The organism is Paraburkholderia phymatum (assembly GCF_038900715.1).
GTDB lineage: Bacteria > Pseudomonadota > Gammaproteobacteria > Burkholderiales > Burkholderiaceae > Paraburkholderia > Paraburkholderia phymatum_A.
The window spans coordinates 73,185-97,423 of the sequence record NZ_JAYMRZ010000028.1 but is presented as its reverse complement, the minus strand read 5'-3'; the positions used below and the strand labels follow the sequence as shown (position 1 = coordinate 97,423).

General features: G+C 57.2%; 15 protein-coding genes and 3 pseudogenes. 17 read left to right on the top strand and 1 reads right to left on the bottom strand.

Going from position 1 to position 24,239, the window contains the following annotated elements; genetic code table 11:
• Positions 1–86 precede the first annotated feature (86 nt).
• The 10 genes from VSR68_RS35920 to VSR68_RS35875 all read left to right on the top strand — a co-directional run bounded on the left by VSR68_RS35920 (position 87) and on the right by VSR68_RS35875 (position 12,652).
• Positions 87–842, top strand: a complete 756-nt coding sequence (locus tag VSR68_RS35920; protein ID WP_342944287.1) for a sulfotransferase — start codon at positions 87–89, stop codon at positions 840–842.
• Between the two features lie 214 nt (positions 843–1,056).
• A complete protein-coding gene (locus VSR68_RS35915; protein WP_342937492.1) occupies positions 1,057–1,647 on the top strand; it encodes a NodA family N-acyltransferase in 591 nt (196 codons plus the stop codon).
• A gap of 89 nt (positions 1,648–1,736) precedes the next feature.
• Positions 1,737–2,366 (top strand): nodulation methyltransferase NodS, encoded by a 630-nt coding sequence (gene nodS, locus VSR68_RS35910; RefSeq protein WP_342944286.1) that lies wholly within the window; start codon positions 1,737–1,739, stop codon positions 2,364–2,366.
• 12 nt (positions 2,367–2,378) lie between these two features.
• On the top strand, positions 2,379–4,097 hold the full coding sequence (gene nodU, locus VSR68_RS35905) for a nodulation protein NodU (protein WP_342944285.1): 1,719 nt from the start codon (positions 2,379–2,381) through the stop codon (positions 4,095–4,097).
• Between the two features lie 187 nt (positions 4,098–4,284).
• Positions 4,285–4,884: an adenylyl-sulfate kinase gene (cysC, locus tag VSR68_RS35900; RefSeq protein ID WP_342937489.1), complete on the top strand. Its 600-nt coding sequence runs from the start codon at positions 4,285–4,287 to the stop codon at positions 4,882–4,884.
• A 202-nt stretch (positions 4,885–5,086) separates the two neighbouring features.
• The gene (locus VSR68_RS35895) at positions 5,087–6,685 is read left to right on the top strand and encodes an efflux transporter outer membrane subunit (RefSeq protein WP_342944284.1); all 1,599 of its coding nucleotides are present in this window, start codon (positions 5,087–5,089) and stop codon (positions 6,683–6,685) included.
• A gap of 109 nt (positions 6,686–6,794) precedes the next feature.
• Complete coding sequence (locus tag VSR68_RS35890; RefSeq protein ID WP_342944283.1) at positions 6,795–7,946, top strand: efflux RND transporter periplasmic adaptor subunit; 1,152 nt, start codon at positions 6,795–6,797, stop codon at positions 7,944–7,946.
• 11 nt (positions 7,947–7,957) lie between these two features.
• Positions 7,958–11,011: an efflux RND transporter permease subunit gene (locus VSR68_RS35885; protein WP_342944282.1), complete on the top strand. Its 3,054-nt coding sequence runs from the start codon at positions 7,958–7,960 to the stop codon at positions 11,009–11,011.
• Positions 11,012–11,228: 217 nt separating this feature from the next.
• Positions 11,229–11,642, top strand: coding sequence for a hypothetical protein (locus tag VSR68_RS35880; RefSeq protein ID WP_342944281.1), 414 nt, complete (start codon positions 11,229–11,231; stop codon positions 11,640–11,642).
• On the top strand, positions 11,639–12,652 hold the full coding sequence (locus VSR68_RS35875) for a substrate-binding domain-containing protein (RefSeq protein ID WP_342944280.1): 1,014 nt from the start codon (positions 11,639–11,641) through the stop codon (positions 12,650–12,652). The genes VSR68_RS35880 and VSR68_RS35875 overlap by 4 nt, the downstream gene beginning before the upstream one ends.
• A 65-nt stretch (positions 12,653–12,717) precedes the next feature.
• Here the strand turns inward: VSR68_RS35875 and VSR68_RS35870 are convergent.
• Positions 12,718–13,008 (bottom strand): annotated as a pseudogene (locus tag VSR68_RS35870) (hypothetical protein); the annotation flags it as partial.
• Between the two features lie 355 nt (positions 13,009–13,363).
• Here VSR68_RS35870 and VSR68_RS35865 point away from each other — a divergent pair.
• The 7 genes and pseudogenes from VSR68_RS35865 (at position 13,364) to VSR68_RS35835 (ending at position 24,215) form a co-directional block, all read left to right on the top strand.
• The gene (locus VSR68_RS35865; RefSeq protein ID WP_342944279.1) at positions 13,364–16,033 is read left to right on the top strand and encodes a glycosyltransferase; all 2,670 of its coding nucleotides are present in this window, start codon (positions 13,364–13,366) and stop codon (positions 16,031–16,033) included.
• Positions 16,033–17,472, top strand: a complete 1,440-nt coding sequence (locus tag VSR68_RS35860) for a radical SAM protein (RefSeq protein WP_342944278.1) — start codon at positions 16,033–16,035, stop codon at positions 17,470–17,472. Before VSR68_RS35865 ends, VSR68_RS35860 begins: the two co-directional genes overlap by 1 nt.
• A 142-nt stretch (positions 17,473–17,614) precedes the next feature.
• Positions 17,615–18,496 (top strand): annotated as a pseudogene (locus VSR68_RS35855) (IS5 family transposase); the annotation flags it as partial.
• A gap of 22 nt (positions 18,497–18,518) precedes the next feature.
• Positions 18,519–18,902, top strand: a pseudogene (locus VSR68_RS35850) (IS21 family transposase); the annotation flags it as partial.
• A 771-nt stretch (positions 18,903–19,673) separates the two neighbouring features.
• Complete coding sequence (locus VSR68_RS35845; protein WP_342944277.1) at positions 19,674–21,152, top strand: aldehyde dehydrogenase family protein; 1,479 nt, start codon at positions 19,674–19,676, stop codon at positions 21,150–21,152.
• A gap of 88 nt (positions 21,153–21,240) precedes the next feature.
• Positions 21,241–23,304: a maltose alpha-D-glucosyltransferase gene (gene treS, locus VSR68_RS35840; RefSeq protein WP_342944276.1), complete on the top strand. Its 2,064-nt coding sequence runs from the start codon at positions 21,241–21,243 to the stop codon at positions 23,302–23,304.
• A 93-nt stretch (positions 23,305–23,397) separates the two neighbouring features.
• Positions 23,398–24,215, top strand: a protein-coding gene (locus tag VSR68_RS35835) for an IS5 family transposase (RefSeq protein ID WP_342944275.1) whose coding sequence is annotated in 2 segments (ribosomal slippage) — positions 23,398–23,746 and positions 23,746–24,215 — 819 coding nt in all. Because the reading frame shifts where the segments join, the coding sequence is not laid out codon by codon here.
• The last annotated feature ends 24 nt before the right edge of the window (positions 24,216–24,239 follow it).

The following is a 24,239-nucleotide window of genomic DNA, read 5'->3' as shown; positions in this document are numbered from 1 at the left end:
GAAACCGAGCAGGATCAGATCTTGTAATGAACTAGACAGGAATCAGTTTTTAGAACCATCGCTTCCGATTCTGTTGAAGATACGCTATGACCCACCCCATGCTGATAATTAATCCGTTTGTAATCCTCGGGATGCCAAGGACGGGCACACATTATCTTGAAGAATTGCTAAACGAACATCGCAACGTATCAAGCAATGGCGAGTTGCTCAATCCTTACGACGCGATCTGGCACAATCGCAAACGCTTGCTACTTACCGATCACGAACTCCTCGAACTCGCCTATCTACACTATCCCGCCCGAGCCGGAAAGAACGCGATCACACACGTCGGTTGCAAGATCAACCAACCTCAGCTTCAGGAACGTCCAGGGTTCTTTGATGAGTTGGCTAGATGGCCATACCTCAAGGTGATGCTTGTGATCCGCAGAAATACATTGGAATCACTGCGATCGTTGGTGCAGGCAAGGCAAAGTGGTCAATGGTTAAAGTTTGGCGCAGGCAACGACTCCGGTCCGCCTCCTCAGGTATCCTTGAAAATTAAAGACTGTGAGGACTATCTCAAAGCTGCTGACGATTTCCACCGACTGGTGATGGACTCATTCGCACCAGCGAACATTCTTACCGTCGAGTATGAAAGTCTGCTGGACAATCCTGCTTCATGTCTGCAAGCGGTTTGGTCTTTCCTCGAAATTCCTGTGCGTCCATACTCTGGCAGCACAGCCCTTCAACGTCAGGAAGTGAGGCCACTGGAACAAACGGTACTCAATTTTGAGGAGTTGAAGCGTCACTTCGCAGGCGGGCAGTACGAGAGCCTCTTCGAAGGTGGGAAGATCGATTTTTAAACACCCCTTACGAATAACTCGATCGTATAACCCGCCTGTTGACAGATCATTTTAAGTGTCGTCTTGTCTCTAAGCGAGATCTGTTTAGCTAACGAATGATCGGTTTGATTAATCCTTGCGTTCCCTTATAGCCATAGAAAACTGATGCGCACCATCGGTATGTCTGGCCGCTCGCGCAGCAGGCGATGAACGCGTCAAAACGAGGTAACTGTGCATGTCCTCAAAAGTGCAATGGAGATTGTGCTGGGAAAATGAGCTTGAACTCACCGATCACATCGAGTTGGCCCGATTCTTCCGAACGACGTATGGGCCGACCGGAGCTTTCAACGCGAAACCGTTCGAGGGTGGCCGAAGTTGGGCCGGTGCGCGGCCCGAACTCCGCGCCATCGCCTACGATTCGAGGGGTGTTGCAGCTCACATGGGATCGCTTCGTCGTTTCATCAAGGTAGGCTCGGTCGATGTACTTGTAGCCGAATTGGGACTGTATGGGGTGCGTCCGGATCTCGAAGGGTTCGGAATCGGTCATTCGATCCGCGCGATATATCCAGTGCTGCAAGAACTCCGCGTCCCATTTGCGTTTGGCACAGTCCGGCATGCCTTAAAGAATCACTTTGCCAGATTGTTTCGGAATGGAATGGGGACAATCTTGGATGGGGTGCGCGTGCGATCAACGCTCCCAAACGTTCACCTTGACTTACCTCCTACGCGCATTGAAGACGTGCTGGCTGTGATTTTGCCGATCGGTAGCCCGCTGAGCGAGTGGCCCGACGGCGCCGCCATCGAGCGCAACGGACCCGAGCTGTGAGGCACGCCGGTTCTGTCCGGAAAGCGACGCGTCCCGCATAGCGCGTCGTACAACGACGTTGTAGTGGACTACTAGTAAGGTAGACCAAATTGAGAAATGTAACGAATTTTGAATTACTGCGTCGAGAATTGGACGCGGACGACCCGTGGCAACTGGACAGTAATCCCTTCGAACTCCAACGCCATGAGCAAATGCTCCGAATGTCACTCGTCGACGGATCTGTCTCCAACGCGTTAGAAGTCGGATGCGCGGGAGGAGCGTTTACGGAAAGATTGGCACCTCATTGCCAACGGCTCACCATTATCGACGTTATGCCACAAGCGCTCTCGAAAACACGCGAACGTCTGAAGGAGCCACCGAACACGGTCTGGATTGTTTCAGACGTACAGCATTTTTTGACCCTCGACAAGTTCGATCTGATCGTAGTGGCGGAAGTCCTTTATTACCTCGGCAACATCGAGGAGGTGCGCGCCGCTATTCGCAATCTCGTACGGATGCTTGTACCTGGTGGCCGATTGATATTCGGGTCGGCGCGTGACGCCAGTTGCCGGCGGTGGGGACACCTTGCCGGTGCAGAAACGGTCTTGGAAATTCTGAAAGAAGAACTGACCGAAGTTGAGCGCGTGGAGTGCGTCGGTGAGTCGCCCAATGAAGACTGTCTGCTCGCGCGCTTCCGGAGCCGGGCTTTCCTTTCGCCTCAACCCAATTACCCTCTTTGAGTAGGGGATACTATGCGCATTTGTGGCCTCAAGCTGACACACGACGGAGCAATCGCCGTTGTCGAGGATGGAAAACTCGTTTTTTGCATCGAACAGGAGAAGCGGGAAAACAACCCGCGATACCAAAAAATCGAGAACCTGGATGCAGTTGCGGCCGCATTGAGCGAAGGTGGCTTGCGTGTCGAAGATATAGACCAGTTTGTTGTCGACGGCTGGGACGGCGAAGTGGAGTCACAGTTTCGGATGGTCAGTGGCTCCACGCTGGTCAGCCTAAATGGCGCCCCCTATATCGAACGCAAAGTAGACCATCTTCTTGCCTCGGTCGACGGCACCGGACTGCTGGTCGGCGGAGCGTCACGTACATATAAAAGCTATCCTCATGTGTCAGGCCATGTTGCCTCCGCGTACTGCACCAGCCCGTTCGCGCGGAGCGAGCAGCCCGCGTTGTGCCTGGTCTGGGATGGTGGAATGGTGCCGAGGCTGTACCACGTACAACGCCACGGAGCGCGCCTCGTTGACTGCCTGTTTCCGGTCATCGGCCAAATATACGCTGCGGCAGGTCATCATTTTGGGCCCTATAAGAAGGCGGACGGCGCGGAGTGGGATCTTGGCGTGGCCGGCAAGCTTATGGCATATATCGCGCTCGGGTCCCTCGATGAAGACATCGTCACTGAGTTTCATCGGCTTTACCAGGAACGCTTTGCCGGCGATACGGAAATTGCGCGAAATTACCGCCAGAATGTCCATCTTCCGGAAACATCGCTCGCAGCTGTACGCGACTTCTTCGAAGCAAGCCTGCCACAACTAAAGACCAAGCCTCACGAAGACGTACTCGTCTCCTTTCATGTATTCCTTGAGCGTCTTCTCGTTCACGAAATGGGAATGGCGCTCCAGCGACATTCGATTCCGGGGCCGCGAAATTTGTGTATCTCTGGCGGATGCGCACTCAACATCAAATGGAATAGCGCATTACGTGCGAGTGGCTTGTTCGACGCAATCTGGGTCCCGCCCTTTCCGAATGATAGTGGATCGGCGATTGGCGCCGCTTGTTGCGCGATGGCCGCGGACAAAGGCTTCGTACCGTTGGAATGGTCGGTCTATAGCGGACCAGCCGTGAAAACTGGCGACGTGCCGGCCGGATGGACGGCGTCTCCTTGCTCCATTGCGGAACTCGCCCGGATACTCGCGGATAATGAACCCGTCGTTTTTCTTGCCGGCCGCGCCGAGCTGGGGCCTCGGGCATTGGGTGCCAGAAGCATCCTGGCCGCTGCGACTTCGCCCGCTATGAAGGCTATCCTCAACGATATCAAGTATCGAGAGCATTTCCGCCCCGTGGCACCAATATGCCTCGAAGACCGTGCTCCTGCCGTATTTTGCCCCGGCACTCCAGACCCCTACATGCTGTTCGATCATCAGACGCGCGCGGAATGGCAGGACAAGGTTCCTGCCGTTGTGCACCTCGACGGGTCGGCTCGATTGCAGACGATCGCAAGAACTTCCGAGCATCCGGTAGCCCAACTGCTGATCGAATACGAAAAGCTCACAGGTCTTCCATTGCTCTGCAACACCAGCGCCAATCATCACGGGCGAGGCTTCTTCCCGGACGCTGCTTCAGCCTGTAAATGGGGACGCGTCGAACATGTATGGTGCGACGGTCTTCTATTGAGCAAGGCACGCGGGAACGGCCTGCCATCGTCAACCGACGAACCCGCATGCTGTGCACCAGTATGAGTGGGAAACGACTGCACCGCTCGGAATATTCCGATTCGTCGCGCTTGGGCCTTGAATGATAGGCGGCAATCTGCCGCGTCGACGGCAGATCCGTTCGTCCACGTTCAACTGACGTCACACTGCTGCAATGCTTGAGCGCGCGTACCCGAATTCCAGCAACCATCCCAACCAGCTTACGTAGGCGTGTATGACGAACGAGGCATCGACTTCACATCTTTACTCACACGACTTTCGCATTGATCCTGAGTCTAGACGACGGTTGCTACGACAAACGCCTGCCATTCTGTGGTTCACCGGTCTGTCCGGGTCTGGAAAATCGGCTATCGCTGACAGGGTTGAGGCGCGTCTTCATGCGTCCGGCCGCCTCACCTACACTCTCGATGGCGACTCCGTCAGGCTCGGTCTTTGCAAGGACCTCGGCTTTAGCGATGAGGATCGACACGAGAACGTACGGCGCGTGTCGGAAGTTGCAAAATTGATGGCTGACGCCGGCATCGTGGTACTGGTGTGCCTCATCTCCCCCTTCCGCTCGGACCGAGAACTCGCCAAATCCATCGCAGGGAAGCATAACTTCGCTGAAATTCATGTCCACGCATCTTTGGCCGTAGCCGAGGCTCGTGATCCCAAAGGACTCTATCGGCTCGCGAGACGTGGCGCAATCCAACATTTCACCGGCGTCGACTCGCCGTACGAACAGCCGACGGCACCAGACGTCTTCATCGACACTTGTTTGCTGTCGATTAATGAGGGTGTCGAAATTGTTTTGAACTGGCTTGACAGGCATTGACCACGCGCGAAGGATGTTCGCAACCTGTTATCAGATGCGCGCGCCCGAAGTTCGCTGCGGAGGCGAGCCAAATATCGCTCCAAATCACTCATGCTTACATTGACCGCCTCGCAGGAAGACCAGCGCAGCGGGGACGGGTAAGTTCTGCATCCGCAATTTTGACAACACGCCGCTCACGCGAACTAAGGTGGATAGGTGTTCCATGACGTCAACCGCAGTTGGTCGCAGCCGATTGCATCGGCAATTTAGTGGTGCAATTCGGCGCCGCATTGCGCATCGCGTTTGCGCGCGCATCGCACTGGTTACAGTCCTGCTTTCACAGTTTTGTTCGCTGTCGGGTTGCGCGTTGGGTCCCGATTACCAAACGCCCGCCCCGCCGGCCACCGACACCTACACGCCCACGCCGCTGCCCGATCGAACGGCGTCGGCGCCGGGCGCATCGGGCGTCCCGCAACAGTTCGTCGCCGGCCAGGACATTCCCGCGCAGTGGTGGACGCTCTTTCATTGCGAGCCGCTCGACGCGCTGATCCGCGAAGCGCTCGCCAACAGTCCCAACGTCGCCGCGGCGCAAGCGGCGCTCCGGCAGGCCGGCGAGAATCTGCGCGCGCAAATGGGCACCACGCTGTATCCGTCCGTCGATGCGAAGGCCAACGCGACACGCGAGAAATTCAACGGCGTCACGTTCGGTCAGCCCGGTCTGCATAGAATACTGAATCTGTACAACGCATCGGTGAGCGTGTCGTACAACCTCGACGTATTCGGCGGCGGGAGGCGCGAACTCGAATCGCTGCGCTCGCAGGTCGATTACGAGGGCTTTCAGTTGCAAGCCGCGTATCTCGCGTTGTCCGCGAACATCGTGACGGCGGCCGTCAAGGAAGCGTCGCTGCGCGAGCAGATCGACGCGACCGAGCGCATCGCCACCGACGAGGACGCGCAGCTCGGCGTGTTGCGCAAGCAGTTCGAGCTTGGCGGCGTGAGCCGCGCGGCCGTGCTCTCGCAGGAAACGCTCGTCGCGCAGACGCGCGCGACGTTGCCGCCGTTGCGCCAGTCGCTCGATCAGACGCGCCACCAGCTCGCCGTGCTCGCGGGCAAGCCGCCGAGCGACACGGGCGTGCCCGAGTTCACGCTGTCGATGTTCACGCTGCCGCAGAGCTTGCCCGTCAGCGTGCCGTCGTCACTCGCGCGGCAGCGGCCCGACATCCTCGCCGCCGACGCCACGCTGCATCAGGCGAGCGCCCAGGTCGGCGTCGCGACGGCGAACATGTATCCGCAGCTCACGCTGTCTGCGAGCTACGGCCCGCAGGCGCTTACGCCCGCGGGCTTGCTCAAGTACGCCGACATGATCTGGAGCATCGGCGCAGGCGTCACGCAGCCGATCTTTCATGGCGGCCAGCTGAGCGCGCAAAAGCGCGCAGCCGAAGCCGCCTTCGATCAGGCCAACGCGCAATACCGGCAGACGGTGCTGCTCGCGTTCCAGAACGTCGCCGATACGTTGCGCGCGCTCGAACACGATGCCACCGGCCTGCGCGCGCAAACGGAAGCATGGCGCGCGGCGCACGATTCGCTCGATCTGACGCGCGCCCAGTTTCGCATCGGCGGCGTCAGCTATCTGGCGTTGCTCGATGCACAGCGCCAGTACCAGCAGACCGTCGTGAATCTCGCGCAGGCGCAGGCCGCGCGCTATGCGGACACGGCGGCGTTGTTCCAGGCGCTCGGCGGCGGCTGGTGGAACGACACGGCGACAAGTCAGGCAGCCCAGGCCACGCCGGCGGCCGCTCCGGCGTCTGCCAGGCCGCAGTGAATCCTTTCGCAATAGCCGCGCGTCGCATGCGAGCGGACGCCAGCGCCACCGGACGAGTTGGTTTGTGCCTCATCAGTACCTCAGCAGTTTGCCGTGCAAGGACGAAACGATGACAACGAAAAGACCGATGACCAGGCGGATGATCATCATGCTGATCTGCGTGGGCGTACTGCTCTGCGCGCTGGTCGGCTTCAATCTGTTCAGGGCGCACATGCTCAAAAAGTTCATGGCGAGCAATGCCGTGCCGCCCGCGACCGTCACGGCCGCTGTTGCAGGCTATCAGACATGGCAGCCGCAGCTTGCCGCCGTAGGCAGCCTGCGCGCGGTGCGCGGCGTCGACGTGACGACGGAAGTGGCCGGGCTCGTGCGCGAAATCGCGTTCAGCTCGGGCCAGGAAGTGAAGGCGGGCCAGGTGCTCGTGCGCCTGAACGACGATTCTGACCGCGCGCAGCTTGCGTCGCTGCAAGCTGCCGCGGAACTGGCGCAAACCGTCTATAAGCGCGACAAGGCGCAGTTCGACATTCAGGCGATTGCGAAGGCCCAGCTCGACGCCGATGCCGCCGACCTGAAGAGCAAGAAAGCCCAGGTCGATCAGCAGGCCGCGCTCGTCGACAAGAAAACGATACGCGCGCCCTTCGCAGGACGCGTCGGCATCACGACGGTCAACCCCGGCCAGTACATCAATCCGGGCGATGCGATCGTCACGCTGCAAGCCATCGATCCGATCTACGCCGACTTCTATCTGCCACAACAGCAGCTCGGGCAATTGCAGGTCGGCCAGGCGATCGTCGTCGATACGAATGCGTTCAGCAACCGCACGTTCGACGGCAAGATCCGCTCGATCAATCCGCGCGTGGACAACACGACGCGCAACGTGCAGATCGAAGCGACCGTCGACAACCGCGAGCGCAAGCTGCTGCCCGGCATGTACGCGAATGTGAAGATCGACGCGGGCACCGTGCAGCGCTATCTGACCCTGCCGCAAACGGCGATCACCTATAACCCGTACGGCGCGACCGTATTCGTCGTGAAGCCCGGCGCGCAAAAGAACGCGCAAGGCAAGATCATGCCCGTCGCGCAGCAGGTGTTCGTCACGCCAGGGCCGACGCGCGGCGATCAGGTCGCGATACTCAAGGGCATCAGCGAAGGCATGCAGGTCGTGACGAGCGGCCAGTTGAAGCTGAAGAACGGCACGCCGCTCGTGATCGACAACCGCGTGCTGCCTGCGGACAACCCGAATCCGATGCCTCAGGAACAATAAGAGGCCACCCGATGAAATTCACCGACATCTTCATTGAACGCCCGGTGCTCGCATCGGTGGTGAGTCTGCTGATCCTCGTGCTCGGCTTGCGTTCGCTCTCCGAGCTGAAGGTCGGCGAATATCCACAGACCGAAAACGGCGTGGTGACGATCAAGACGTCGTACTACGGCGCGAGCGCAGACACGATGGCCGGCTTCATCACGCAGCCGCTCGAATCCGCAATCGCGCAGGCCCAGGGCATCGACTATATGTCGTCGAAGAGCAGCGCGGGCGTCTCGACGATCACCGCGACGCTGCGCCTGAACTACGACTCGAATCGCGCGCTGACGGAGATCAACACGCAGATCGCGTCGGTGCGCAACCAGTTGCCACCGCAAGCGCAGCAGCCGGTGCTGACCGTGCAGGTGGGCCAGACCACAGACGCGATGTACGTGGGCTTTTACAGCGACGTGCTGCCGAGCAACAACGTCACCGACTATCTGCTGCGCGTCGTGAAGCCGAAGCTCGATTCGATCCAGGGCGTGCAGACGGCGGAAATTCTCGGCGGCCGTCAGTTCGCGCTGCGCGCGTGGCTCGATTCGAGCCGGCTCGCCGCGCACAACGTCACGGCCGCCGACGTCTCCACGGCACTGGGCAACAACAACTATCTGGCGACGCTCGGCACGACCAAAGGCCAGATGATCAGCGTCGATCTGAATGCGGGCACGGACCTGCATTCCGTCGACGACTTCAAGAAGCTCGTCGTCAAGCAGAAGAATGGCGCGATCGTGCGCCTCGAAGATGTCGCAAACGTGGTGCTCGGCGCGGACAACTACGATTTCAACGTCGCGTTCAGCGGCAAGCGTTCGGTGTTCATCGGCATCAAGGTGGCGCCCGATGCGAACGTGCTCGACGTCGCGAAGCGCGTGAGAACGATCTTCCCGGACCTGCAGAAGCAGTTCCCGACAGGCATGACGGGCGACATCGTCTACGACGCAACCGACTTCATCAACACGGCCATCGAAGAAGTGGTGAAGACGCTCGTCGAAGCGCTGCTGATCGTGACGGTCGTGATCTTCCTGTTTCTCGGCAGTTTCCGCGCGGTGATCGTGCCCGTGATCGCGATGCCGCTCTCGCTGATCGGCACGTTCTTCGTGATGCAACTGCTCGGCTATTCGATCAATCTGCTGACACTGCTTGCGCTCGTGCTCGCGATCGGGCTCGTCGTCGACGATGCGATCATCGTGGTCGAGAACGTCGACCGGCATATGAAGGAGGAAGGCAAGCAGCCCTTCGAAGCCGCGCTGATCGCCGCGCGCGAACTCGGCGGACCGATTCTCGCGATGACGGTCGTGCTGGTTGCCGTGTACCTGCCGATCGGTTTCCAGGGCGGACTGACGGGCGCGCTCTTCACCGAGTTCGCATTCTCGCTGGCGGGCGCCGTGACCGTATCGGGCGTGATTGCGCTGTCTCTATCGCCGATGATGTGCTCGCGCTTCTTCCGCACGGATCAGGAGTCGGGCCGCTTCGCGCGCTTCGTCGACCGGCAGTTCGAGCGCGTGCATCGCGGCTATGGGCGTCTTCTGCATGCGATGCTCGACACGTGGCCCGTGTTCATCGTGATGGGCGCTCTGTTGTTGTGCGGCACCGTGTACCTCTTCATGACGTCGAAATCGGAGCTTGCGCCGCAGGAGGACCAGGGCATCGTGCTGTCGCAGATCCAGGGGCCGCCGAACGCGACGATCCAGCAGATGCAGACCTACGCGGACCAGGTGTTCGATATCTCGAAGCAGTTGCCCGAGTACTCGCAGATGTTCCAGCTGACGGGCGCGCCGACACTGAACCAGGGCTTTGGTGGCGTGCTCTTCAAGACGTGGGACAAGCGCAAGAAGGGCGCGACACAATTGCAGAAGGAGCTTCAGCAGAAGTGGGACAGCATTGCGGGCGCGCGCGTCGCCGCGTTCCAGTTTCCGCCGCTGCCGGGCGCGCAAGGGTTGCCCGTGCAGTTCGTCATCAGCACGACGGAGCCGTTCGAGAACCTCAATGAAGTGTCGCAAGCCGTGCTGCAAAAAGCGCGCGAAAGCGGCATGTTCTTCTTCGTCGACAGCGACCTGAAAATCGACAAGCCGGAAAGCATGCTGCTCGTCGACCGCAACAAGGTCGCTTCGCTCGGCCTGTCGCAAAGCGATGTCGGGCAGACGCTGGGCGCGGCGCTCGGCGGCAACTACGTCAACTACTTTTCGATCGCGGGCCGCTCGTACAAGGTGATTCCGCAAGTGTTGCAAACGGACCGGCTAAACCCGTCGCAAGTGCTCGACTACTATTTGCGCACGCCCGATGGCAGCGTGATTCCCGCATCGACGGTCACGCATCTGAAGCAGACCATCGTGCCCGAGTCGATCAATCACTTCCAGCAGCTCAATTCAGCGACGATTTCCGGCGTGCTCGCACCGGGCATCTCGCAGGGCGAAGTGCTCGACTTCCTGCGCAAGGCCACCACCGACGTCGCGCCGACGGGCTATACGGCCGACTATTCGGGCCTGTCGCGGCAGTTCGTGCAGGAGTCCGGCGGCTTCGTGATCACGCTGCTGTTCGCGACGATCATCGTGTTTCTCGCGCTCGCCGCGCAGTTCGAGAGCTTCCGCGATCCTGTCGTGATTCTCGTGTCGGTGCCGATGGCGCTGTTCGGCGCGCTCATCTTCATCAACATGGGACTCTCGACGCTCAACATCTACACGCAGGTGGGTCTCGTCACGCTGATGGGCCTCATCAGCAAGCACGGCATTCTGATCGTGCAGTTCGCGAACGAACTGCAACGCGCGGGACGCGGCAAGCGCGAGGCGCTCGAAGAAGCGGCCGGCGTGCGCTTGCGGCCGATCCTGATGACGACGGCCGCAATGGTGCTGGGCGTGCTGCCGCTCGTGATCGCATCGGGCGCGGGCGCGGCGGGCCGCTACGCGATGGGGCTCGTGATCTTCACGGGGCTGTCGATCGGCACGCTGTTTACGCTCTTCGTCGTGCCCGCCATGTATATGTTGTTGGGCGCAGACCATCATCTGAAGTCGAACCAAACGGGTGCAGTTTGATCCGACAATCTGCACAGGTGGGAACGATTCGTGCACAATCGGATGCTGAACACCGATCCTTACAGGTACAGCCGCTCTTGAAGCAGATGTATTGGAGGACTAGGCCTTCCGCGCCTCCCGAGTCTTCGCAGCCCCGAACGGCGACTGTTGGCACATGATGTTCATCACACGAGAGCCCGTGGGCCCAGCGATCGGACGCGGCGTGCTCGGGCATGCGATGTCGCGCGATCTCGAGCATAGATCGCTGCGCCCGCCGCTGTTCCGCTCGAAAGTGTTCGGGCAACTGGAAGTACCGCAGGTCTTCGAGCATCAGGGCCGCTGGTACTGCCTGTTCTGCACCGCGAAGGACCATATCGAGCCGACGTATTGCCGCAAGCGCATGTCCGAGTCGATGAAGGGCACGCACGATCTGATTGCCGATCATCCGCTTGGCGAATGGAAGCTGGTCGAGGAAGACTTTCCAGTCGGCAATGCAGCGGATCGCTCTATTCCTGCGAGATCGGGGAGATCTCTGATCCGATGCCCGTCCATGTCGTTGATGATGGCAGGGTTGCAGGTTGACGCCTCGCGCTACGGGGTCGGTGGCCCCGACAGGTTGGCAGGACAGCGGCAAGACCGGGACACGCGATGAAACTCAAAGATCTTGCGCACAAGCTTGGAATGTCGCGAACCACAGTCAGCCGTGCGCTCAACGGCCACCCGGAAGTGAGTGAGCGCACCCGTGAGCGAGTCATTGCGGTTGCGGCGAGCGTCGGCTACCGCCCCAATTCGATGGCGCGGCACCTGGCAACCGGGCGCGCCGATGCTATCGGCATCATCTGTCCGCCCACGGCGCATGATCTAGGAGATCCATACTTCCTCGAAGTCGTGTCCGGCATGACTAAGGCCATCGAGTGCACCAACAAGGATCTAATCATTGCCTCGGCCTCTAACGTCGACGAACTCCGTACCTACGAGCGGATGGCTGAAGGACGCCGCGTCGACGGCATGATCGTCACGCGTACCAAACTGAATGATCGCCGGCTGCAGTATCTTGTGAAAAAGGGCATCCCGTTCGTTGCCTACGGCCGCAGCATCCTTCCAGGTCCGTACTCCTGGTTTGATTTCGACACCGAGGCCGGAGTACGCCAGGCAGTCGAGCGGCTTGTGAACCTTGGCCACCGCCGGATCGCGTTGCTCAACGGACCATTGGAGTTGCATTTTACAACACAGGCGCGTAAAGGCTACATTGACGCGATGGCCGCCGCCGGTCTGCCCGTAAACGCGCGCTACGTGATCGAAGGTACGCTCAGCCGCGCCAGCAGCTACGAAGCAATGACGCGTATTCTTTCATGCAATCCGAGACCGACTGCCGTGATCGTGGACAACCCCCCATGCGGCGCCGGTGCCGTGCGTGCGCTTGTTGACGCCAGGGTCATGCTCGGAAGCGAAATGTCGATCATCGTCAATGGTGGCCTCCCTCCAGACACGCTCATGGGCTACAACTTCACAATCCTCCAATGGGCCGTTCCGCATGATGTAGGTGTGACGATCGTTGAGTTAATGCTTGCAGTGCTCAACGGCAAGCCACCCGAGAAGCTGCACGTTCTTTGGCAGCCTAGCCTCGAGATCGGGAATTCGGACGGGCCCTGCATCGACTAGATATAGGTATTCACAAGGTTAGGGACGCACAGAAATTACCCTGATTCGTGCGTTATCTAATGCTCGAAGTGATTCTGTAGCATTTGCCCGAGAATGGGTCCGCTACTGCAACAATCTTCCTTACCTCGCTCAACGTCACGAACGATACTCCTGCATCGCCGGACACCTTCGGCACGGCGATGGCCCACGGACCGGAACGAGAAAAACAATTCAATTTTGCTGTGCGGCAAGCGTTGTTCGCGGTCGCGTAGCACGGCTTCCTGAGTGACGGCCTCGCAAGCTCCGGCGATCGTCCTCGCGGACAATTGCCGTGCCGGCGGCCGGGGGTGTCTGCTCCCGCAGTACGGTGGATTCATGGAATGCTGTCATCCACGACTTTACTTTCCAACAATCGATCTGCATTTCGAAGGATTTGACTGCACGCGGCCATTCATTGTCACCCACTTGACGAGCGGGTCGTCGGTGCAGCTCTGGAACGTTACCGGGGAGGTTTGGGGGTTTCGGTCATCCCGTACGCGAACGTCACGTCGCGGAAATTGCATCTGCGACACGACGCCGTTCATTGTCTCGACCGGGCATAGTTCGAAGCCTAGCGCGCCATGAGGCACTGTCGGAAATCCCGTTCGAACCACGGCGACATCGTGTCGCAAATAAATGTTTTTTGGTCGCGATTATGATTCATATTCACAATTTGTTTTATGGTGATTCTGAATGTGTCATAAAGATATGCATGCCGCGGCCATATTTATATCATTTGACGCTGTCGCCGTATCAGGCATCACAGTTGAGGCGTCAAAAATGGCCAAAATCCTTGCGCGGGATCAGATCAAGTCTTATCTCGACCTAGGTTACGATATAAAGGTAGATAAAGGAAAATTCGGCAAGCCTTACGATCACGAAAAAGAGATTTATAGGGGTATATTCGATCTGGTTCGTATTGACGATATCGATTCTATTCCCCACTACAGCGTTGATTTCCTAACGCACGCGCACAATGTTCTGATGGGTCGAGTTCCACCGGCTTCTTCCAGAGAGCAGGAAGAACTCCTGCTTGCAATTAGCGAATCTTCTCTGCGACTGGCACATCGAATCGTTCAGCTATGGGAAAAGCTAGGCATCAGTTATGTGATTGTTGAGAATGGAACGCTTCCGGAAAATATTATCTATACCAAGGCGCTATACACAGCGATTGAAGATTACGGTAAACGTAATTGCTTAGGGAATTACGTCATCTGGCGCGATCACGATCTAATGTGGAACAGTGAAAAAAATGCGATGAAATACGGTGCAGCACCTTATCCTCATGCCGTTAAGCCTGTTAAATCCAAGTATATAACATACGTCACACTCAATAACCACCTGAAAAATGAACTGGAAGCGTGGTGTGATCACAAAGTAAACGTCAAGGTTAAAAAAAATACCTATAATTTCACCGAACACGGTAAACATACTAGTATCAGGGAAAATTTCCTTATCCGCGATAGCGACATTTTGATCGCCCGCACCACTCGCATTATTCCGCAAAAGCGTTTGGACCGGGACGTTTGTCTGGTCCATCGACTAAACCAACTTTTTAGTCAGAACAATATCGACCGGAAAGTTTATCTGGTTGTGGCAGGCGATCCCGATGAAAACCGTTCTTACCATCGGGGACTGAATGCATTGGCCAAAAAATTAAACGTTAAGTCATTTATCAAATTCGTTGGTCCGCTTCGGCACAAATACATGTTTTCACTGGGAGAAGCCACTACTATTGAGGATTTATATTACTCCTGCGATCTGGTCTCTTTCCTTACTTCGTGGGATTACGACAGCTATGGAAATCCTGTTGGAGAAGCGATTAGTAACCAGCGCTGCTACATCACTACCAGCTACGAATATTATTGGGAAGTCTACGGTCAGTATGGATTTGAGGCGCCGGTTATGCCGATATCAGAGGAGCAGGACGGTTTGCCTGATGAAGCATTTATTAAGGAGGTGTACCGGTTCCTCAATAATAGGCGGTTGATGTATGACGTTGCTGGGCGGAATTTTTCCATTGGTAAGCAGTTACTCTCCAATAATGTAATTGACATTCTCGACGTGCACTGTTCTGAAGGAAGGATGCGTGATACTGTATTTGTATCAGTTGCGTTGCCAGTTTATAACGAAGGCAATCGCATCTGTGAGGTATTGCTCTCCCTGTTTAACCAGAAAACACATAACAGCATGATTACTCACAACAGCTATGAACTGATTCTTGTCGATAATAATTCTACGGACGATTCCGTTGAAAAAATTAACACTTTCAAAGCCCAAAATCCATCCATGGAGATTCATGTCCTCCATGAGCCCATTCAGGGTGTCTCGTCCGCCAGAAAACGCGGTATGGATTACGCTTCTGTGCGCGCAAAAGCCCGCGACAACCGGCTAGGAGTTCAGAAAAAACACTATATTGTGTCGGCCGATGCGGACTGCACCGTAGATCCTTACTGGCTGCACGCGCTGATTAACAAAATGGTTGAGGCAAATGGGGATCTTGGCACGTGTAATTACTACTACAACGAAGAATCCTTCCGCAATCGCCCCAACCTTTTTCGGGAAATCCAAAAAACCTTGCGCTGCCGTGACGTGTCGTTTTCGCTGTTCGGCGGCTATCCGGACGGCAAAGGGTTTGCCGTTGAGCGCAGTCTGTACGACAAAGTGGGAGGTATCGAAATTTTCTACCAGCTGAACAATGGCCGCTTTGTACAACACCTCTCCGATGACTGGGACTTCGGGATCCGGGTAATCGCCGAGGGCGGCAAGCCGGTTTACGCCCGGGATTCCCGAGTGGAAATTAACAGCCGTCGCGTGGATACCATTCTGGAGGAAGTGATCGGCGGCATCGCCTATGGGCAGGATGGCATCATCATCATGAAAGACGTACGCCCGGACGAGCAAAAGCAAAAGTCAACACTCTACGACACCACTCCCGCGCAGTCGCAGCAGGCCTGGTTTTGCTCCATTAAAGACTACGTTCCCAAAAACATTGTATTGCCGGCACTACTCAATCCGCAGATTTTGCTGGAGGACATCGCCGTGCGCGAATTTTTTACCGAGCCAGCGGCTGACCGTCTGTATCACCGCATCCATGAAATTAAGCACGATTCAAGAATTATCGACTTCAAACCGATCCATGCTTACAAAACCCCGGCCTATCGGCTCTATTTCGAGTTCTGTGATGAAATTTTCAGTGCCATGCGTCGCGCCGTTGGTGACGATATCGGTTTTCCGCCGCCGTTGCCAGAGTGTTTCGATGTGGTCAAACCGGAAGATTTCGAGCGTTTTGTCTACTATTTCTGTGAAGATCGTGAGTCCGGCGAAGCGCACAACTACTTCGCTAACGGTGGGGTCTTCTGATGAACAGCGAAACTCTGAACTCACTAAACGATATCGATACAAATTATCCGGTGCCGCGAGTATATAGTTTTCTCTCCCGCCCGGAGAACATCACATTTCTGGAGTATGTCTTTAAAGATCCGTTCGGTTGTCACGTCTTCCCTGGCGATATCTGTGATTATCCACTCGCCGCTTTCCTTGATGACATGGAGCGTGATATAAAACAGGCAAAGCAGATTCATCTTTGGTCATATATCCCCACCTGCCGTTACCGCTGCCATTTCTGCCAGTACCCGACGCTTATTCTGAATCCACAGGCCACTTCATCACAGGCAGTGTTCCGGGATCTGGTGGATTACAACATCAAAGAGGCCACTATGTGGCTTCAGAACGTTCCATGTCTCGCACATGCCGAAGTCGGCGAATTCAACATTTTCGGCGGTACGCCATCGCTGCTTCCTGAGTCTGAGTTGCGGCGTCTGATGGATTTTTATCAGGGCCACTTTAACCTTTCTGTTGCTACCATGCGCTTTGAAGGCGAGCCGGGTACCCTGACCAAACAATACCTTCGACTGTTAAAAGAGTTGGGCTTTACCAAAATCAGCTTCGGTGCCCAAGCCTTCGACGACCGCATTATCTCAGCGTGTGGACGTATGCACTCTGCCGAACAGTGCTTGGATGCAATTTTTAACGCGCGTGAAATCGGCTTGGATTGGGTCAGCGTCGACCTTATCTACGGCATGTTTGGCCAGAGCGTGGATGATGTAAAATATGACATCGAGAAAACCCTCGAACTGGAACTTTCTCACGTGGTCTGCACCAAGCTACATATGGAAAAGTTTCTGAAAAAGCGTACCGGTGTTTCCGGAGAACGAGAAAGTCTGTGGCAGAAAAACGGGCTTATTAACAGTCGTAAGATGAACTTCCCGGGGCTGGGTAAGCAGTATCAGATGCGCGATCTAATCGAGCAGTACCTCTCGTCCGGATATCTAGAACATCCGACTACGTACTTTCACCAGAACCATCAGCATCCGGAGAAATGGAAAGGGCTAGTGACCGACCTCGATAAGCAGTACCCGGAAGTGGCGATCGGCCTCGGCGCCAGCTCGAAATGTACCCGGGCCGAGGCCATCAACGTCACCGGCTACAAAAGATACAAGGAAGCTCTGGATGAAAACCGTCTGCCCATTGAGGAAAGCCGAGGGGTCTCCCCACTTCAGCGCGAAGTGAACGCTTTCAAAATGGCTCTCTCCACACTGGTTCCGGTGAATGACAACGTGTTCAGGCGGCGTTTTGATGGCAGAAGCTTCTTCGACAATCCGATTATCCGCCCCACGCTCAGAACGCTGGTTGACAAGGCGTTGGTCATAATCGATAGGGATGTGGTAACACTTACCCCCAACGGAGTTACGCTGGTCGAAGCCGTGATTAACACCCAATTCGCGACACCTAACGTCTAAGGAGTCGGGTCTGAATAATTCGAAGCACCTTGTACAGCAAGGGCTTGAAGTGGAAAGTGGTTGATGCATTTGCATGGGACCTGCCAGATTACGGGTAGTTTCCTGCAAATTCCGGTGAGCGAAGGCGATCTGTTCCTAGCAGATCAACCTGAAGCACCCGCTGGTACGTCTGGCCGATCTGATCAACAGGGATCGGCTGGATACCTCAATGAGCGCGAGCTTCGTCTCACGCAAGGGTTGTCCGGCAACGTCACCGAGGTTGATTGCTGGGCTGTTGTATCTCCAGCATGCGTTCGATCTGTCGGACGAGGAAGTGGTCTGGCAATGGGTGGAGAACCCGTATTGGCCAGGTCTTTACCGGCGAGACGTATTTGCAGACCGAGCCGCCGGTCGATCCGTCGAGTCTGACGCGCTGGCGCAAGCGCCTGGAAGAAGCCTGCGTTGAAGAACTGCTGGCCGAGACGATCGAAGCGGCGAAGCGCGGAAACGTGAGCAAGGCCTCAAGCGCGAAACGCGTGATCGTCGACACGACAGTCATGCAAAAGCCGATCGCCCATCCAACCCCTCTCGCCTGCTCGAACGGTGTCGAGAATATCTGGTGAAGGCTGCAGCACGGCACGGACTGAAGCTGCGGAAGATCTATAACCGCGAGGCACCGCATCTGGCGCGTCAGATTGGCCACTACGCCCATGCGAAGCAGTACAAGCGCATGAAGAAGGCCCTGCGTACATTGCGCTCGCGCGTTGCCCGGGTGATGCGTGACGTGGAGCGTCAGCTCGAATCGGTTGCTGACACCGGGCGCAATGCGCTGCAGGAGTTGATCGGCCGCACCAGGCGGATCCTGTCGCAGAAGCAGAAGGACAGGAACAAGCTTTACGCATTGCATGCACCGGAAGTCGAATGTCTGGCCAAAGGCAAGGCTCGTACGCTGTACGAATTTGGCGTCAAGGTGTCAATTACGACAACCCACAAGGAAGGGCTCGTGATCGGCGCGCGTTCGATGCCGAGCAATCCGTACGACGGCCAAGCAGGATTCCGTGCAAATCAACACCGACCGCTATGAATCTCGCGCGGGCGACACCGTACTGGACTTTGCACGTCACTACGGCAAGTCATTCCTCACTGCACGCGTATATCGCCCGATGGACGAGCCGAAAGTAGAAGTTGGTCCAAGTGGTCGAACGCTAGATCATGGCGCGCCTGCGCCATCATCGGTTCGCGTCGGTCCACTCGGTCAATGAAGTGATCCGACCGCTGCTCAAGAACCTGGACGAGCGTCCTTTCCAGAAGCTCCCGGGATGTCGTGCCAGCACATTCGCCGAATGGACACACCGGCACTGCAGTCGCTGCTAGCTCAACCCTATAAACTTGCACGATTCAACACGGTAACCGTTCACATCGACTACCGCGTTGAGATCGACAAACACCGCTAGAGCCTGCCGCACGCGCTGATGGAGCAAGGCCATTTATGGTTCCACGCGGTTCCGGCGAACATGCTGCTTGAGACAGAAATGCTCCGGGGGCACGCCTCTTCCGCCAGTTGCCATGCCGCCGAGCCCGCGTAATCCTGCTCGGCGCGTAAGTCGTATGCCCGTTTCAGCGGGCAATGTCGTCGCCGGAATCTACGGCCGCCGCACCGCATCCAACCGTTGCCGCTTTTTTCGTCTGGCGATGCTGCCATGGATATGACGCGCACGCCAGATGTCTCTCGGTTTTTCTTAGTGATTCCAGGTCATTCGATACGGCTACGCGCGTAAGACCGACCGACACAACGTAACTCCGGGAGTCGAAGCGCCGACGATGTACTCAGTAGAACATAGTCATGCGTTGATTGCGATCAAAGGCACAAAAGGCCTTTTCGCTATACTGCACATTAGGCGACTCGGGAGTGCTGTTTGTTTTGATTTTTACACGCTCCTTCCGAATAGTTTGCATGCCATGGAGGACATTTCAAAAGACCTCTTCGGAACATTGAAGATCTCCACCGGCAAACCATGTGGCATCCTATCGTCAGCAATCCCTTGTAAATGTCGACGCGTCTTTCAAACCATATGCGCAGACGACGAAAGTCGGGGAGCCATGCATCACTACGCCCAGCTACCCAGCTCACCCTGGAGAGGCTGCGGTCGAAGCTAACGGGTTTGGCTCTGGATTAACAATCCCGGCAGTTCTTCTTGAAACTCTCTCGGACTGAGAAGCAGATGTTGAATGCACAGAAGTTTTACATCGACGGCATCTGGGTCGCGCCGTCGGGCGACGCCCGCCTCGCCGTTGTCGATCCCTGCACGGAAGAGGCGTTCGCGCAGATCGCACTCGGCAATGCCGACGACGTGGAGCGCGCGGTGACAGCCGCAAAGCGCGCGTTCGCGTCGTTTTCGCTGACGCCGCTGACCGAGCGCGTCGCACTGATTCGCCGCATACTCGATGCTTATACGGCGCGTTACGACGAGATGGCCGATCTCATTTCGCGCGAGATCGGCGCGCCGAAAATGCTTTCGCATACATGGCAGGCCGCGCTCGGCAGACGTCACCTCGAAGAACTCCTGCGTACCTGCGAGCGCTTCGCGTGGCAGCGCAAGAAGGGCACGACACTTGTCAATTACGAGCCAGTCGGCGTGGCCGCGCTCATCACGCCATGGAACTGGCCGATCAATCAGATTGTCTGCAAGGTCGCCCCCGCGATTGCCGCCGGCTGCACGATGGTGCTCAAGCCGAGCGAGATCTCGCCGCTGAACGCCGTGCTGTTCGCCGAGATTCTCGATGCCGCGGGCGTGCCGCCGGGCGTGTTCAATCTCGTGAACGGCGACGGCCCGACAGTGGGCGCGGCGCTCTGCAGTCATCCGGACGTCGACATGGTGTCGTTCACCGGGTCGACGCGGGCGGGAGTGGAAATCGCGAAGCTCGCGGCGCCGACCGTCAAGCGCGTGCATCAGGAACTCGGCGGTAAGTCCGCAAACATTCTTCTCGACGATGTGGACCTGGAAGCCGCCGTCACCTCGGGCGTCTATGAGTGCTTTGGCAACAGCGGCCAGTCGTGTAACGCGCCGACACGCATGCTGGTGCCCGCAGCGCTGCACGACGAGGCCGTGCGCATTGCACAGCATGCGGCGGCCTCTCACTGTGTGGGTCCCGCGAACGACGACCGCACCACGATGGGCCCTGTGGTGAGCGACGTGCAATATACGCGCGTGCAACGGCTGATCAAAAAAGGCATCGAGGAAGGCGCACTGCTCGCAGCCGGCGGGCCGGGACGTCCCGATGGCCTGACGCGCGGCTACTACGCGCGGCCCACGGTATTCGCAAACGTCGACCCTTCGATGACGATTGCACAAGAAGAGATTTTCGGTCCAGTGCTCGCCATCATGCCGTATCGCGACGAGGAAGACGCGATCGCGATTGCCAACGATACACCGTTTGGACTTGCTGCATACGTTCAATCCACGGATCCGGCGCGCGCCCGGCGTGTGGCGTTCCGGCTGCGCGCGGGCAGCGTCTATCTGAACTATCCGGCGTGGGACGCGGGCTCGCCGTTCGGCGGTTATAAGCGATCGGGCAACGGCCGTGAATATGGCGAGTGGGGTCTGGAGGCGTTTCTCGAAGTGAAGGCTATCGTCGGCTATGACGATCAGGCGGGACCCGGCACGCGCGGTGACGTGCGCGCAAACTGTAACGAGGCATGAAGGCTCATTGGCCTCGGGGTATCCACGGCGCTGGTTGAGCGCGCCCAAACGCTGATATCGCCTCAAGAATATCTCGAGGAGGTCTGCCATGAATGTTCCGGCTTCAGAGCATATCCAGTGGCTCGTGAGTCTTTCAATGCTCCACCAGGTTCGCGCACGGGCACGCAGTTATGCGGGGCAAGCCAAGCTTTGGCGTCACCCCTATGCCGAGGCCCGCCCGCGTGGGGTGTGCGCAAATTCGTCTGTCTGGTTCACCGCGTACCCGAGCGCGGTTATAGCCGCGCCGGGACAGTCGGTACTCCAGGCATTGGGAAGCGAGACACTGTGGCGTTCGTTGTCCTCGATGGGTATTAATGCAATTCACCCGGGTCCAACCAAAGTCGCCGGTGGTCTTAATGGCGAGCGCTTTACCCATTCGGTAGACGGCAACTTTGATCGCATCGGCCTGGAGATCGATTCCAGATTCGGTACAGAAGAAGATTTCATAGCAATGAGTCGCATGGCGGCAGCGCACAACGCTGTTGTCATTGACGATGTCATTCCTTTGCATACTGGCAAAGGCCCCGACTTCCGGCTCGCTGAGATGAATTACGGGGACTATCCGGGCCTTTACCATATGATCGAGATCATGCCTGGCGACTGGAACCTTTTGCCAGACGTACCGGGAGGAAAAGATTCCATCAATCTGCCGGCTGACGTGGTCGACACCCTGAAAAGCAAGTGCTACATCGTTGGCCAACTTCAGCGGGTAATGTTTTTTGCGCCAGGCGTCAAGGAAACAGACTGGAGTGCAACCGCGCCTGTACTTGGCGTAGACGGCGTAATGCGCCGGTGGGTATACCTTCACTACTTTAAGGAAGGTCAACCGTCACTAAACTGGCTCGACCCAACATTCGCCGCCCAACAAATCAGTATCGGTGATGCTCTGCACTCCCTGGACGTTCTCGGCGCTCGCGGACTTCGCCTAGATGCCAACGGCTTCCTGGGCATCGAGCGAAGACCACACGGCAATGCATGGTCGCAGAGCCATCCACTCGCGGTCGCGGGCAACCAGCTTCTCGCCGGGGCGATTCGTAAGGCCGGTGGGTTCAGCTTTCAGGAACTCAATCTCACCCTCGACGACATGGCGGCAATGTCCAAAAATGGCGCTGACCTGTCTTACGACTTCGTCACACGTCCTGCGTATCAGCATGCACTTCTGACGGGAGACACTGAATTCTTGCGACTGATGCTACGCAAAGTCCATCAGTACGGCATCGACCCGGCGTCTCTCATTCACGCACTTCAGAACCATGATGAACTGACGCTGGAGCTCGTACATTTCTGGACGCTACACGCTAACGCAACTTTTATTTTCCAAGGGCAGACATGGAACGGCAACACTCTTCGAGAGCATATCCGGGAGAAGATGTACGAGCGCTTGAGCGGCGAGCATGCACCCTACAACCTTCCTTTCGTGACAAACGGCGTGTCTTGCACGACAGCCAGCGTCATCACTGCGGCACTCAATATTCTGGACCTGGACGCCATAACGCCCGGGGACAGAGACAATATCCGACAAATTCATCTTCTTCTTGCGATGTTCAATGCTTTGCAGCCGGGCGTTTTTGCAATATCGGGGTGGGACCTTGTCGGCGCACTGCCCTTACCCATTGAGGCCGTCGAGGAGCGAACGACTGACGGAGACACGCGCTGGGTACAACGCGGCGCTTATGATCTGACGGGAGAAAACCCGCACGCATACACATCTGATGAAGGCATAACGCGCGCAGTGGCCTTGTACGGTACGTTGCCGGAGCAGCTCGCCGACCCTGCCTCTTTCGCCTCGCAACTCAAGCGTCTCCTCGCTGTGCGTGACTCGTACGGCATTGCCTCGAGTAGGCAAATCGAGATTCCTGACGTTGTCGCGCCAGGCCTCCTAGTAATGGTTCACGAACTTCCTGGAGGGAAAGAGACTCAGATTACAGCTCTGAACTTTGGCGCAAGCACCGTCGATGAGACTATTACGCTACCCTGCACCGCGCCAGGACCTGTCATCGACATGCTCGCCGATTCGGTTATCGGTCACCTCGACGAACCGGGTAAGCTGCGAATACTGCTTGAGGGTCACCGAGGTGTATCACTGAGAATTGCGAGTTCTCTTTCCATTTGACGTGCATTAAGAACACTTAACAAAATGAAGAAGGGGCTGTTAACCCTCGATAAATGCTGTTAACCTGCTCATTGTTTCGACGACGAAAGGGAAATGGCTAAACCTATACTCGACGACGAGCTTTGGGCACTCATCGAACCGTTGCTGCCCCCTCCAAAGCTGCGGCGTCACCGTTACCCAGGACGCAAACCGCTCGACAATCGCGCGGTGCTCACAGGCATCCTCTTCATCTTGCAGACCGGCCTTCGGTGGGACCCGCTACCTCGTGATATGGGCTGCGGCAGCGGTATGAGTTGCTGGCGCCGCCTGCGTGACTGGCAGGAGGCAGGCGTCTGGGACCAGTTGCACTGGTTGCTGCTTGCGCGGCTACGTGCCGCCGACCAAATCGACTGGTCTCGCGTCATCGTCGACTCCTCTTCAATCCGTGCTGTGGGCTCAGGTCAAAAACGGGACCGAATCCCACAGACCGCGCGCGACCCGGTCCAAAGCACCACCTCATCACCGAAGCGCAGGGCATCCCGCTCGCGGTGATTCTGACCGGCGCCAACCGCAACGACGTCACTCAACTTCAAGCGCTGGTCGAGGCTATCCCGCCCATCAGCGGCAAGCGTGGCCGACCACTACCACTATCGAAGCCTCGGGTCGTTCAAGGTGACAGAGGCTACGACCACGACAAATATCGACGTCCACTACGTGCCGCCGGCATTGCAACCGAAATCGCTCGGCGCGGTCAGCCTCACGGGAGCGGGCTAGGCAAAACACGCTGGGTCGTGGAGCGAACTATTTCGTGGCTTCACAACTTTCGCCGGCTACGCATACGCTTCGAACGGCTCGCTTTTATCCACGAAGCTTTCATGAAAATCGCCTGCTGCATCATCTGTTGGCGAAGATTGAAGAACTCATTTTGTTAAGGCCTATAAGGGCGCACACCCGGC

Bases quoted from the DNA above. Each gene is read 5' to 3' on its own strand.
- VSR68_RS35865 (WP_342944279.1), top strand. From the start codon at position 13,364: ATGTGTCATAAAGATATGCATGCCGCGGCCATATTTATATCATTTGAC.
- VSR68_RS35845 (WP_342944277.1), top strand. From the start codon at position 19,674: ATGTTGAATGCACAGAAGTTTTACATCGACGGCATCTGGGTCGCGCCG.
- VSR68_RS35895 (WP_342944284.1), top strand. From the start codon at position 5,087: ATGACGTCAACCGCAGTTGGTCGCAGCCGATTGCATCGGCAATTTAGT.
- cysC (WP_342937489.1), top strand. From the start codon at position 4,285: ATGACGAACGAGGCATCGACTTCACATCTTTACTCACACGACTTTCGC.
- VSR68_RS35920 (WP_342944287.1), top strand. From the start codon at position 87: ATGACCCACCCCATGCTGATAATTAATCCGTTTGTAATCCTCGGGATG.
- VSR68_RS35890 (WP_342944283.1), top strand. From the start codon at position 6,795: ATGACAACGAAAAGACCGATGACCAGGCGGATGATCATCATGCTGATC.
- VSR68_RS35860 (WP_342944278.1), top strand. From the start codon at position 16,033: ATGAACAGCGAAACTCTGAACTCACTAAACGATATCGATACAAATTAT.
- VSR68_RS35875 (WP_342944280.1), top strand. From the start codon at position 11,639: ATGAAACTCAAAGATCTTGCGCACAAGCTTGGAATGTCGCGAACCACA.
- VSR68_RS35915 (WP_342937492.1), top strand. From the start codon at position 1,057: ATGTCCTCAAAAGTGCAATGGAGATTGTGCTGGGAAAATGAGCTTGAA.
- VSR68_RS35885 (WP_342944282.1), top strand. From the start codon at position 7,958: ATGAAATTCACCGACATCTTCATTGAACGCCCGGTGCTCGCATCGGTG.
- VSR68_RS35880 (WP_342944281.1), top strand. From the start codon at position 11,229: ATGTCGCGCGATCTCGAGCATAGATCGCTGCGCCCGCCGCTGTTCCGC.
- nodU (WP_342944285.1), top strand. From the start codon at position 2,379: ATGCGCATTTGTGGCCTCAAGCTGACACACGACGGAGCAATCGCCGTT.
- treS (WP_342944276.1), top strand. From the start codon at position 21,241: ATGAATGTTCCGGCTTCAGAGCATATCCAGTGGCTCGTGAGTCTTTCA.